This window comes from Subdoligranulum sp. APC924/74 (assembly GCF_003324125.1).
Lineage (GTDB): Bacteria > Bacillota > Clostridia > Oscillospirales > Ruminococcaceae > Gemmiger > Gemmiger qucibialis.
Genome location: NZ_PSQF01000085.1, coordinates 1 through 11,756 on the forward strand (window position 1 = coordinate 1; position 11,756 = coordinate 11,756).

12 protein-coding genes are annotated in these 11,756 nt (G+C 58.9%); all 12 read left to right on the forward strand.

What is annotated here, in order from left to right:
* Nucleotides 1-121: 121 nt before the first annotated feature.
* The 12 genes from C4885_RS13370 (at nucleotide 122) to C4885_RS13425 (ending at nucleotide 11,335) form a co-directional block, all read left to right on the forward strand.
* Nucleotides 122-1,357: an ABC transporter substrate-binding protein gene (locus C4885_RS13370; RefSeq protein WP_114000809.1), complete on the forward strand. Its 1,236-nt coding sequence runs from the start codon at nucleotides 122-124 to the stop codon at nucleotides 1,355-1,357.
* A 434-nt stretch (nucleotides 1,358-1,791) separates the two neighbouring features.
* Nucleotides 1,792-2,682, forward strand: a complete 891-nt coding sequence (locus tag C4885_RS13375) for a branched-chain amino acid ABC transporter permease (RefSeq protein ID WP_114000810.1) — start codon at nucleotides 1,792-1,794, stop codon at nucleotides 2,680-2,682.
* Between the two features lie 16 nt (nucleotides 2,683-2,698).
* Nucleotides 2,699-3,703 (forward strand): branched-chain amino acid ABC transporter permease, encoded by a 1,005-nt coding sequence (locus C4885_RS13380; RefSeq protein WP_114000811.1) that lies wholly within the window; start codon nucleotides 2,699-2,701, stop codon nucleotides 3,701-3,703.
* A 3-nt stretch (nucleotides 3,704-3,706) separates the two neighbouring features.
* Nucleotides 3,707-4,501 carry an ABC transporter ATP-binding protein gene (locus C4885_RS13385; protein ID WP_114000812.1) on the forward strand — a complete coding sequence of 265 codons (795 nt, stop codon included), beginning with the start codon at nucleotides 3,707-3,709 and terminating at the stop codon, nucleotides 4,499-4,501.
* A complete protein-coding gene (locus C4885_RS13390) occupies nucleotides 4,494-5,192 on the forward strand; it encodes an ABC transporter ATP-binding protein (RefSeq protein WP_114000813.1) in 699 nt (232 codons plus the stop codon). Before C4885_RS13385 ends, C4885_RS13390 begins: the two co-directional genes overlap by 8 nt.
* A 13-nt stretch (nucleotides 5,193-5,205) precedes the next feature.
* A complete protein-coding gene (locus C4885_RS13395; protein ID WP_114000814.1) occupies nucleotides 5,206-5,853 on the forward strand; it encodes an AAA family ATPase in 648 nt (215 codons plus the stop codon).
* A 43-nt stretch (nucleotides 5,854-5,896) separates the two neighbouring features.
* Entirely contained in the window at nucleotides 5,897-6,754 is an 858-nt protein-coding gene (locus tag C4885_RS13400) for an aminotransferase class IV (RefSeq protein ID WP_114000815.1), read from the forward strand.
* 16 nt (nucleotides 6,755-6,770) lie between these two features.
* A complete protein-coding gene (locus C4885_RS13405) occupies nucleotides 6,771-7,841 on the forward strand; it encodes a DUF4392 domain-containing protein (protein WP_158538902.1) in 1,071 nt (356 codons plus the stop codon).
* A 167-nt stretch (nucleotides 7,842-8,008) separates the two neighbouring features.
* Nucleotides 8,009-8,704, forward strand: a complete 696-nt coding sequence (pxpB, locus tag C4885_RS13410) for a 5-oxoprolinase subunit PxpB (RefSeq protein ID WP_199488118.1) — start codon at nucleotides 8,009-8,011, stop codon at nucleotides 8,702-8,704.
* Entirely contained in the window at nucleotides 8,701-9,699 is a 999-nt protein-coding gene (locus C4885_RS13415; RefSeq protein WP_114000817.1) for a biotin-dependent carboxyltransferase family protein, read from the forward strand. Before pxpB ends, C4885_RS13415 begins: the two co-directional genes overlap by 4 nt.
* On the forward strand, nucleotides 9,699-10,490 hold the full coding sequence (locus tag C4885_RS13420; protein WP_114000818.1) for a putative hydro-lyase: 792 nt from the start codon (nucleotides 9,699-9,701) through the stop codon (nucleotides 10,488-10,490). Before C4885_RS13415 ends, C4885_RS13420 begins: the two co-directional genes overlap by 1 nt.
* An 89-nt stretch (nucleotides 10,491-10,579) precedes the next feature.
* Complete coding sequence (locus C4885_RS13425) at nucleotides 10,580-11,335, forward strand: LamB/YcsF family protein (protein WP_114000819.1); 756 nt, start codon at nucleotides 10,580-10,582, stop codon at nucleotides 11,333-11,335.
* Nucleotides 11,336-11,756: the final 421 nt, after the last annotated feature.

Below are 11,756 nucleotides of genomic sequence, written 5' to 3' on the forward strand. Positions count from 1 at the left end.
ATTATCTGCGCTTTTGGCTTGGCATCTGCCGCACCTCGCTCGCCGTATCGGCACTTAGAATTATGCGGTATTGCCCTGAGAGAAGAAAGCAGAACGAACATGAAAGAAAGAGGGGCTTACGATGAAAAAGGCAACACGGGTTCTTTCTCTTACCATGGCGGCAGCGATGGCGGCAGGCGTTTTGGGCGGCTGTTCTTCCAGCGCACAGGGCGGCACAACCAGCACGGCAGATACTTCCAGTGCCGCTTCCACCACAGCATCCAGCGCGGACAGCGGTAATGTGATCCGTGTTGGTGTGGTCTGCTCCATGACCGGCGGCTCCGCCATTTACGGCGAGGGTGCCCAGAACGCGGTGGATATGGCTGTGGAGGAGATCAACTCCGGCGATTCCGGCTACACGGTCGAGATCGTCAACGGCGGCAAGGTGGCTGACGATGCCAAGGACGCCAAGCAGGCCATGAACGCTTACAACAAGGTCATGGCAGATTCCCCGGCCGCTATCGTGGGCAGCTTCTTCTCTTCCGTTACACTGCCTATGGCGACCCAGGCTGCCAATGACGGAATGCTGCTGCTGGCAACCGGCGCTACCAACGTGGATGTGACCCAGAAAGGCTCTACGATCTTCCGTAACTGCTTCATTGACCCGTATCAGGGCAAGATGGCCGCCCTGTTTGTTAAGAGCAAGGGATTCAGCAAGGTAGCCGTGATTTATGCCAAGGATGATGACTATTCCAACGGCCTGAAGGACGCTTTTGTAGAAAATTGCGAGGCCAACGGCATTGAAATTACCTATACCGGCGAGTGCATGAGCACTGATACTGACTTTTCCTCCCAGGCAGCACAGGCCGTGGCTTCCGGCGCAGAGTTTTTGTATTATCCCTGCTTCCTGGATACGGTACCGCTGTTTGTAGGCGCAGCGCGCAACGCGGGCTTTACCGGTACCATCATGGGCGGCGATGCCTGGGATGGCGCGGATACCACCGGCCTGGAAGACAAGTTTGATGACTGCTACTTTACCAACCACTACTCCAGCGAGGATACCGCCCCCGCCGTTCAGAACTTTGTGCAGAAGTACACCGAAAAGTACGGCACCGAAAGCCTGAACGCCTGCGCGGCCCTGTACTATGACGCCATCTACATGCTGCTGCAAGCTGCCGAGAATGGCGGCGGCACCGATACCGCAAGCCTGGTAAAAGGCATGACCGGTATGGAGTTTACTGGCGTTGGCGGCAAGATCAAGCTGGACGAAAACGGCGACGCCATCAAGAGCATTGCATTCAACACCTTTGTTGACGGCAAGGTCAAGTGGTCTGAAACGCTGGATTCCGATGGCAACCTGGTTTCCTCCGCTGAGTAAAGGCAACACCGCACAATTCCCGCCTAACGGCTCAAGCACCGCTCCGGCGGCTGCGGCACGCATCTGCGTTGCCAAAATGCTCGATAATGTCGGGTTGCGGTACCCGCATCGTGCTTCGGGGGCAAAAGCCCCTCGCACTCTGCGACCGCTGCCCCTGCTTCGGTTCGCTGTTTCCGCCACTGGCGGCGCTCACCTTTGCAGCATCCAGTATTATCTGCGCTTTTGGCTTAGCATCTGCCGCACCTCGCTCGCCGTATCGGCACTTAGAATTATGCGGTATTTCCTAAAGTTTTTTAGATTCCCCTAAAACACCCCCTCCAGAGCAAAGGCGCAATGGTGCGCGCGGCAATGCAAGCAGCCACGCGCACTTTTTTATTTTTTGGATTTCCCCGAATCAAACATTCACAAAAAATGATAGGAAAGGTGAATGGACCATGACTGCATCATTATTTGTTCAGGGCCTGATCAACGGCCTGAACCAGGGCGCTATTTATGCGCTGATCGCGTTGGGCTACACCATGGTTTACGGTATCATCCGCATGATCAACTTTGCCCACGGCGATTTTATCATGATCGGTGCTTACACATTGTTTTACACCATCCCGCTGATGGTCGATGCGGGAATGCCCGCCTGGATGGCCGTGATTGTGGCCGTTGCGGTGTGCGCGCTGGTTGGTGTGCTGGTTGAGATCCTGGCTTACCGCCCGGTGCGCAAGGCCGGGCCCATGTCCGCCTTGATTACCGCACTGGCCATGAGCATCTTTTTGGAAAACCTGGCCATGGTGCTGTTTGGCGCCAAGCCGCATAACGTGCAGGCTATTTTCAGCCTGCCCACCATTACGGTCGGCGGGGTATCGCTGCCGCTGAACGTGCTGCTGACCATTGGCATCGGCGTTGCGATGATGCTTTGCATGCAGCTGTTTGTAAAAAAGACCAAGCTGGGCAAGGCCATGCGCGCCGTCCCGCAGGATAAGGATGCTTCCACCCTGGTGGGCATCAACGTGAACAAGATCATCACCTTGACCTTTGCCATCGGCTCCGGTCTGGCGGCGGTGGCAGCGCTGATGTACTGCTCCACCTACCCCCGCGTTACCACCGATATGGGCTCCATGATGGGCATGAAAGCCTTCATCGCCGCAGTTCTGGGCGGCATTGGCATCATCCCCGGCGCCATGATCGGCGGCATTCTGGTCGGCCTGATTGAAATTTTTGTCAAGCTGTTTGCCCCCGGCTGGTACGAAGCCGTTACTTACGGCACATTGATCGTGATCCTGCTGGTCAAGCCCGCCGGTATCCTGGGCAAGAACACCGGCGAAAAAGTGTAAGGGAGGGAGCAGAGCAATGAGTAAAAAAATAAAAGGCTCCTATCTTTTGAACGCTGTGGGCGTGGCGCTGGTGTTTGCCCTGTTGACAGGGCTGTTCGCCGCCAATGCGTTCGGCACCTCCACCACCTATATTCAGGGCATCTGCACCACCGCCTGCTACACCATCATCATGGTCACATCGCTGAACCTGGTAGTTGGCTTTATGGGCGAGTTCTCCTTGGGGCATGCGGGGTTTGTTTCGGTCGGCGCTTATGTCTCCGCCATTGTATCCGGCGCGCTGGCAGGCAAAGGGCTTTCGGATCTGGGGCTGTTCCTGATCGCGCTGCTGGTCGGCGGCCTGGCTGCGGGCATCATGGGCGTACTGGTCGGCATCCCGGCGCTGCGCCTGCGCGGCGACTATCTCGCCATTGTCACCATGGCGTTTGCCGAAATCATCCGCGTCTGCTTCTGCAACTTTTCCATCACCGGCGGCGGTAAAACAATGAGCGGCATCCTCAAGCTGTCCACCTTCCCGCGGGTATTCTGGATCATGGTGGTCTGCGTTACCATCATGTACCTGTTCGTCCGCAGCAAATATGGCCGCACCGTGCAGGCCATCCGTGAGGACTACATCGCGGCTTCGGCTTCCGGCATCAACGTGACCTATTACAAGGTCATGACCTTTGCCATCAGCGCATTCTTTGCCGGTATCGGCGGCGGTATTTATGCCCATTACATGACGGCAATGATCCCCACCAACTTCAACTTTAACTATTCCGCAGAGCTGTTGAGCGAAGTGATCATCGGCGGCACCGGTTCGCTGACCGGTTCCATCATCGGCGCAGCGTTCCTGAGCGCTTTACCGGAACTGATGCGTGAATTTTCTACCTACCGCATGCTGGCCTACTCGGTGGTTCTGGTGCTGGTCATGCTGTTCCGTCCCGGCGGCATCTTTGGCCGGTGGGAATTCAGCCTGACCTGCGCGCTGGAAAAACTGACCGGCCGCGGCACGGTAAAAGCAAAAGCAGAAAAGGGGGCCTGAACCATGGCACAACCCGTTTTGAAATGCCAGCACCTTGGCATCCAGTTTGGCGGCCTGAAAGCCGTGGATGATTTTAATATGGAAATCGGCGAATCCGAGCTGGTGGGGCTGATCGGCCCCAACGGCGCAGGCAAAACCACCGTGTTCAACCTGATCACTGGTGTGTATAAGCCGACCGAAGGCTCCCTTTACCTGAATGGTGAGCGGATGAACGGCAAAAAGACCCACCAGATCGTTCATGCAGGCATTGCCAGAACCTTCCAGAATATCCGCCTGTTCAAAAAAATGACGGTGATCGAAAACGTCAAAGCTGCCATGCTGGAAGAACTGACCTACAACATGCCGCAGGCCATCTTCCGCACCAAGGCGTACTGGCAGCAGGAAGCCGCCGCCACCGCACGCGCCAAAGAGCTGCTGCAGGTGGTGCACCTTTCCGGCAAGGAGGACCTGGAGGCCGACAACCTGCCCTATGGTGAGCAGCGCCGCCTGGAGATTGCCCGCGCGCTGGCCACCAACATGAAGCTGCTGCTGCTGGACGAACCGGCCGCCGGTATGAACCCGACTGAAACGGAGGAACTGCTGGAGATTATTGATTATATCCGGAGCGAATTCAAGGTATCGGTGCTGCTGATCGAGCATGACATGAGTTTGGTCATGAAGATCTGCGAGCGAATCCAGGTGCTGGACTTTGGTACCACGATCGCTTCCGGCACACCGGCAGAGATCGCCAATGACCCCCATGTGATTGAAGCATACCTGGGCAAAGACAAAGAGGAGGAGGTCGAAGCAGATGCTTGAAGTAAAAGACCTTCATGTCAATTACGGCGCGGTACACGCGCTGAACGGCATATCGCTGCATGTGGATGACGGCGAGATCGTATCCCTGATCGGGGCAAACGGCGCGGGCAAAACCACCACCCTGCGCACCATTACCGGGCTGGAAAAAGCTGCGTCCGGCAGCGTGATGTTTGACGGGCACGACCTGCGCAAGGCGGAACCCAGCAAGATCATTACCTACAAGCTGGCCCATGTGCCGGAAGGGCGGCATATCTTCCCCCAGATGACGGTGGAAGAAAACCTGGAAATGGGCGCTTATGCCGACCCGGCCGGGATGGAAGAGACGATGAAGGATGTGTATAAGCGCTTCCCCCGTCTGGAAGAGCGCCGCCGCCAGCTGGCGGGCACCCTTTCCGGCGGCGAGCAGCAGATGCTGGCCGTAGGCCGCGCCCTGATGGCAAAGCCCAAAATGATTTTGATGGATGAACCTTCGATGGGCCTTTCGCCCCTGTTGGTCAAAGAGATCTTTGCCATCATTCAGGAAGTAAACAAGCAGGGCATCACGATCCTGCTGGTGGAACAGAACGCAAAGATGGCGCTGGCCATCTCGGATCGCGCCTATGTGCTGGAAACCGGCAACATCAGCATTGAGGGCAACGCCGCGGATCTGCTGAACGACCCGCGCGTGAAGAAAGCCTATCTGGGCCAGTAAGGAGGGGTGGAAAATGTATCCCGATTATCCGTATTTTGCAGTCGCCATTACCCGCACCTGTGGTTCGGGCGGCGGCAGCTACATTGGCAAGCAGCTGGCAAAGGCATTTGACATTGACCTGTATGACCGCAAGCTGCTGCGCCTTGCCTCAGAGGACAGCGGCATCAGCGAGGAACTGTTTGCCCGCGCCGATGAGAACACCCGCAAAACCATGCTGTACCGGGTTTCGGAACGGGTGTATGACGGCAGCATCATCCCGCCGGAAAGCGGCAACTTTATCAGCGATGAAAACCTGTTCAACTACCAGGCCAAGGTGCTGCGGGAGCTGCTGAACGAGGAAAGCTATATCTGCGTGGGCCGCGCGGCGGACTTTGTTCTGCGGGATAAGCCCAACGTGCTGACCGTGTATGTGGATGCCCCCTATGACTGGCGTGTGGAGCGCGAGATGAAGCGCCAGGGCATTGGCAGCAGCCAGGCCAAGCACTATATTGACAAGCTGGACCGCTACCGTGAAAGCTATTACAAATACCACACCGGCCGCCAGTGGAAGCGGGTGGAAAATTATGACCTCTGCCTGGATTCCGCCGCCATTGGGCTGGATAACTGCGTGGAGCTGATTAAAAAAGTGATTGAACTGAAATTTGATGTGAAAGCCAAATAACGGCTGAACATAAAGGCAACCAAGATGAGAGGAGTAAGGGAAAATGGAATCCATTGCATATTATGATGGCAAAATCGGCGCACCGGAAGAATTGATGGTGCCGTTCAATGATCGCGTTCACTTTTTTGGCGATGGCTGCTACGATGCCACCGTTGGCGCGAACGGCAAGGTATACCTGCTGCAGGACCACCTGGACCGCTTTTTTACCAGCGCCAAGGCACTGGATATCAACATCCCGATGAGCAAGGCCGAGCAGGGAAGGCTGCTGACCGACCTGCTGGCCAAGGTGGACAGCAAGGTCAACTTTGTATACTGGCAGGTCACCCGCGGTGTGGAGCCCCGCAACCATGTGTATGAGGAAGGCGTGCCCGGCAAGCTGTGGGTTTCCATCCGGCCCAACACCCTGAACGACCCCGACAAGCCCATCCGCCTGAACTCTGAGGAGGACACTCGCTTTTACCACTGCAACATCAAAACGCTGAACCTGCTGCCCAGCGTTATGACCGCCCAGCGCGCCAAGCTGGCCGGCATGAGCGAGACCGTGTTCCACCGCGGGAATATTGTAACGGAATGTGCGCACTCCAACGTTTCGGTGCTGAAAGACGGGATTTTCTATTCCCACCCGAACGATGAGCTGATTTTGCGCGGCATTGCCAAGACCCACATGCTGCAGGCCTGCTACCGCCTGGGCATTACCGTGATGGAAAAACCGTTCACGGTGGATTTCCTGCGCGATGCGGATGAGATCATCGTGACCTCCTCCTCCAACTTCTGTCTGCATGCCTGCGAGTTTGAGGGCAAGCCCGCCGGCGGCAAGGACCCCGCTACCCTGAAAGCCATCCAGGACGAAGTGCTGAAAGAGTTCTATGACTATACCGGCTGCGAAAGTCTGTGGGGCTGAAAAGGGGGAAAACACCATGACCCGTGACGAACTGGAAAAACGCAATGTAGGCGAAAATCTGGATGCCATCATGTGTCTGGACCCCCGCGGTTACGGGGTGTGCCGCATTTTGTACGCGGGCAGCCGGGCATATACCGGGGAGCCGACCGCCATGCACGCAGCCGAAGCGTTGTGCAAAGCCATCCACCCCGGCGACCCAGTGTATATCCTAGTCGGGTTTGTATTGCTGCCCCACAAGGTGCCGGAAATGGACGGTTCTGTCAGCGCGATCCTGCTGGCGCGGTCTCTGGTATTGGCCTTTGGGGCAAAGCCGATCATCGTCTGCCCGCAGGACAGCGTGGAAGCCTTTAAGAAATGCGGCAATGTGGTGGGTCTGCATGTGTATGAGGACCTGGATACCGCCATGGAGCTGCCGCTGAGCCTTGGCGTTGTGGCCTTTACCAAAGATAAGGCCAAAGCCCCCGCCCAGGCCAAAGCGCTGGCGGATAAGATTTTACCCGCAGCGGTGATCTCGGTGGAAGCCTGCGGCGGCAACGCCAAGGGTGTTTACCACAATGCGGTGGGCAAGGATGTGACCGCACTGGAAGCCAAAAGCGATGTGCTGTGGAACGAACTGCGCGCCCGCGGCGTGCCCAATGTGGCCATCGGCGATCTGGGCAACGAGATCGGCATGGGCACCATTGGGGAGCACATTAAAAAATATGTGCCCTTCACCGCCCCCGGCGAATGCCAGGACGGCTGCTGCGGCGGCATTCTGGCCGCAAGCAGCACCGATAACATCATCACGGCAACCTGCTCTGACTGGGGCTGCTATGCGCTGATGGCCGCGCTGGCCTACCTGAAAAAGGATATGGACATCCTGCACCGGGAGGAGATGGAAAGCGAGGTCATGCGGGTGCTTTCCCGCAATGGCATGATCGATATGACAGGCTCGCTGCTGCCGGGTGTGGATGGGTTTGATACCCGCATGAACGTTGGCATTGTCAGCATGATGCGGCAGTGCACGGCGTATGCGGTGCGGTATTCCCACAATTCGGATCACTGGTTCGGCCCGGTGCTGGCAAAGAAATTTTTTGAGCAGGCATAAAGCAGGTTGTGCTATAATAGGCACATTGGCCTTGGTCAGGAAGCAGTGAACCCAAAACGGCACATTTAGAGACCGTAGGGGCGCACAATGTGCGCCCGCTAACCTAAGGCAACACCGCACACTTCCTGACCAGCCCCAAAATACCGGACGCAAAGGGGATTTTTGTTATGATCCAGTTTACCCCCGTGGGGGACAGCGGCGTGCTGGCCGTCTGCGGCAGTGAGATCAGTGAACAGGTGAACGCGCAGGTTATGGCGCTGGATGCCGCTGTGCAGGCGGCGCAGCTGCCCGGCGTGGTGGAAACAGTGCCCACCTATGCGGCGCTGCTGGTCACGCTGGACCCTTTGCAGACCGATGCCGATACCCTGATCCCCGCGCTGCGCCGCCTGTGGGACGCTTTGCCCCCGGTCAGCAGCACCGCGGCCGGGCGGCTGGTGGAGGTGCCGGTGTGTTACGGCGGAGATTACGGCCCCGACCTAGCCTTTGTGGCACAGCACGCCGGGCTGACCGAACAGCAGGTCATCGACATCCACTGCGGGCGGGACTACCGCATTTTTATGCTGGGGTTCCTGCCGGGGTTCCCGTACCTGGGCGGCATGGATGAACGCATTGTCTGCCCCCGGTTGCAGACCCCGCGCACCAAGATCCCCGCGGGGGCGGTGGGCATTGGCGGCAAGCAGACGGGCATCTACCCGCTGGCTTCCCCCGGCGGGTGGCAGCTGATCGGCCGCACGCCGCTGCGCCTGTTTGACCCGGCTGGCGGCGGCAAACTGCCTTACGCGGCGGGGGACCGCATCCGGTTTGTGCCCATCAGCCCGGAAAAGTTTGAAACCATCCAGAAAGAACAGGGGGCGGCACTGTGAACTTGCATGTGATAAGCCCCGGCCCGCTGACCACCGTGCAGGACGCAGGCCGCACCGGCTATGCCGCGCGGGGGTTCCGCACCTGTGGAGCGGCGGATGGTTACGCTATGCGGACCGCCAACCTGCTGGCGGGCAACCCCCAGGCAGCCGGTGCCGCCGTGCTGGAAATGACCCTGCAGGGCGGCAAGTATCAGTTTGACGGGGACGCTGTTTTTGCCCTGGCGGGGGCCGATATGCCCGCCGCGCTGGATGGCCGCCCGGTGCCCGCCTATACGCCGCTTTTGGCCCGCGCGGGGCAGGTGCTGGCAATCGGCGCGGCCCGCAGCGGGCTGCGCGGCTACCTGGCCGTGTTTGGCGGCGTGGATACCCGGCCCGTGCTGGGCAGCCGCTCCACCGACTTAAAATGCCGGATGGGCGGGCTGGATGGCCGCGCACTGAAAGCTGGGGATGTGCTGCCCATTGGGGCGGCACCCGCCATGGTGGAACAGCGCTGGCAGCAGATCTGCGCCAAAGGGGCAAACCGCCCGCTGGGCACGGCGCGCACCCCCGCAAGGCCGTGGCGCTTTTTGGGCGGGCGGAAGCTGCCGCTGTTCCGTGCGGTACCCGGCCCCCAGACCGATGCCTTTACCGCAGTGGGGCAGGCCGCATTTGTACACGGGGTATATGCTTTGACAGCAGACTGTGACCGCATGGCCTGCAAATTGCAGGGGCCGCAGATCGAGACTGTGGATGGGTCGGACATTGTATCGGACGGCATTGTGGCAGGTTCGGTGCAGGTATCGGCCAACGGGCAGCCCATTGTGATGCTGGCTGACCACCAGACCACCGGCGGGTATGCCAAAATTGCAACCGTCATCAGCGCTGACCTTTCGGCCATGGCGCAGCTGCGCCCCGGCGAAAAGCTGGCGTTCCAATATGTGACCGCGGCGCAGGCTGTTGCAGGAGCCAGGGCGCAGGCGGCCGTGCTTGACAAAATCAGGGAGCGGATGAAATAATGGACTTTGCAGCCATGAAACCGGCCGACCTGCGCGGGCTGATCCGCAAGGGCGAACTGACCGGCCCGACCACCGGCATGTGCAACGGTTATGCCCAGGGCAACCTTGTGGTGCTGCCCAAGGCGCTGGCGTGGGACTTTTTGCTGTTCTGCCAGCGCAACCCCAAAGCCTGCCCGCTGCTGGAAGTGGCGGACGCAGGCGAGCGAACCTTTGCCCAATTTGGCAAAGGCAGCGATATTGCTACCGATATCCCGCGCTACCGGGTGTACGAACACGGCGAGCTGACCGGGGAATACACCGATGTGAGCAAATTCTTTGAGGAGAGGAACGACCTGGTCAGCTTTTTGATCGGGTGCAGCTTTTCCTTTGAATCTGAACTGCTGGAAGCGGGCATCCCGGTGCGCCAGATCGAAGAGGGCGTGAATGTGCCGATGTACAACACCAACATTCCCTGTACCCCGGCGGGGGTGTTCAGCGGAAACATGGTGGTCAGCATGCGGCCCATCCCGTACCGGCAGGTCCCGGCGGCAGCTGCCATTACAGCGGGCATGCCCCGCGTGCACGGTATGCCGGTGCAAATCGGTGAGCCGGAAGCCATCGGCATCCATGATTTGGCTCACCCGGATTACGGCGATGCCGTGACCATCAACCCCGGCGAAACACCGGTGTTCTGGCCCTGCGGCGTGACCCCGCAGAACGTTGTGATGCACTCCAAGCCGGAGTTCTGCATCACCCATGCGCCGGGGCACATGTTTGTGACCGACGTAAAAAATGTGGAGCTGAAATATTAAGAGCAGATAGTAAAAACCACAGGGGCGCACACTGTGCGCCCCTGCGGGGCAGAAGCATTGCCTTATGCCTGAAAGTGGAGGATTGAGCCATGCCGCATATTGATTTGAACTGTGACCTGGGCGAAAGCTTTGGCGCGTATACCATCGGAATGGATGAAAAGGTGATCCCGTTTATCACATCAGCCAATGTGGCCTGTGGCTTCCATGCAGGCGATCCGCTGGTGATGCAGCGCACCGTGGCGCTGTGCAAACAGAGCGGCGCGGCGGTGGGGGCGCACCCCGGTTTCCCTGATCTGCAGGGCTTTGGCCGCCGCCAGATGAAGCTGACCCCGGCGGAAGCCAAGGCCTGTGTGCAGTATCAGATCGGTGCGCTGAAAGCGTTCTGCAATGCCGCCGGTGTGCCGCTGCACCATGTAAAGCCCCACGGCGCTTTGTATAACATGGCGGGCAAGGACCGCGCGCTGGCAGATGCCATCTGCGCCGCGGTGAAGGAGAGCGCCCCCGGCGCGGTGCTGCTGGCGCTTTCCGGCAGCGAGATGGTCAAGGCGGCCCAGGCCATCGGCCTGCCGGTTGCCAACGAGGTGTTTGCCGACCGCGGCTACCGCCCGGATGGCAGCCTTGTGCCCCGCGGAACCCCCGGTGCCATGATTGAGGATGAGGACGAAGCCATTGCCCGTGTGATCCGCATGGTAACCGAGGGCAAAGTGACTGCCAACGACGGTACGGACATTGCCATCCAGGCGGATTCCGTCTGCGTACACGGCGACGGCCCCAAGGCTCTGGCCTTTGTAGAAAAGATTGGCGCGGCCCTGCAGGCAGCCGGGGTGGAATTGAAGGCGTTTTGAGAAAATGAGCAGGGGCACCGTTCAGCAAATGCCGTTTTCTCCTGTAGAGACCGTAAGGGCGTACAGTGTGCGCCCGCAGGTGTGCGCCGGGTGATGAAGTGAAATACCCGGCAAAGCCCGTCATGCGGGACGATGCAGGTGTCGTTCCCTGCAAATTTTTAGCCTGGCAGCGGGAAACCGCCCCTCAGGCCGCTTCGCGTCCAGCTCCCCTCTAGGGGAGCTCCGGCGAAAGCCGGTGAGTGGTGGCTCCCTGCCGCTAAAATTAAAATTGCGGATAATAAAAACAAAAAGGCGCGTGCCAGCCATGGGGGTAAGGCACGCGCCTTTTGCTATGCTTAGGCAATACCGCATAATTCTAAGTGCCGATACGGCGAGCGAGGTGCGGCAGCTGCTAAGCCAAAAGCGCAGATAATACTGGATG

Bases quoted from the DNA above. Each gene is read 5' to 3' on its own strand.
- C4885_RS13405 (WP_158538902.1), top strand. From the start codon at position 6,771: ATGACCCGTGACGAACTGGAAAAACGCAATGTAGGCGAAAATCTGGAT.
- C4885_RS13375 (WP_114000810.1), top strand. From the start codon at position 1,792: ATGACTGCATCATTATTTGTTCAGGGCCTGATCAACGGCCTGAACCAG.
- C4885_RS13370 (WP_114000809.1), top strand. From the start codon at position 122: ATGAAAAAGGCAACACGGGTTCTTTCTCTTACCATGGCGGCAGCGATG.
- C4885_RS13390 (WP_114000813.1), top strand. From the start codon at position 4,494: ATGCTTGAAGTAAAAGACCTTCATGTCAATTACGGCGCGGTACACGCG.
- pxpB (WP_199488118.1), top strand. From the start codon at position 8,009: ATGATCCAGTTTACCCCCGTGGGGGACAGCGGCGTGCTGGCCGTCTGC.
- C4885_RS13385 (WP_114000812.1), top strand. From the start codon at position 3,707: ATGGCACAACCCGTTTTGAAATGCCAGCACCTTGGCATCCAGTTTGGC.
- C4885_RS13420 (WP_114000818.1), top strand. From the start codon at position 9,699: ATGGACTTTGCAGCCATGAAACCGGCCGACCTGCGCGGGCTGATCCGC.
- C4885_RS13400 (WP_114000815.1), top strand. From the start codon at position 5,897: ATGGAATCCATTGCATATTATGATGGCAAAATCGGCGCACCGGAAGAA.
- C4885_RS13395 (WP_114000814.1), top strand. From the start codon at position 5,206: ATGTATCCCGATTATCCGTATTTTGCAGTCGCCATTACCCGCACCTGT.
- C4885_RS13380 (WP_114000811.1), top strand. From the start codon at position 2,699: ATGAGTAAAAAAATAAAAGGCTCCTATCTTTTGAACGCTGTGGGCGTG.
- C4885_RS13425 (WP_114000819.1), top strand. From the start codon at position 10,580: ATGCCGCATATTGATTTGAACTGTGACCTGGGCGAAAGCTTTGGCGCG.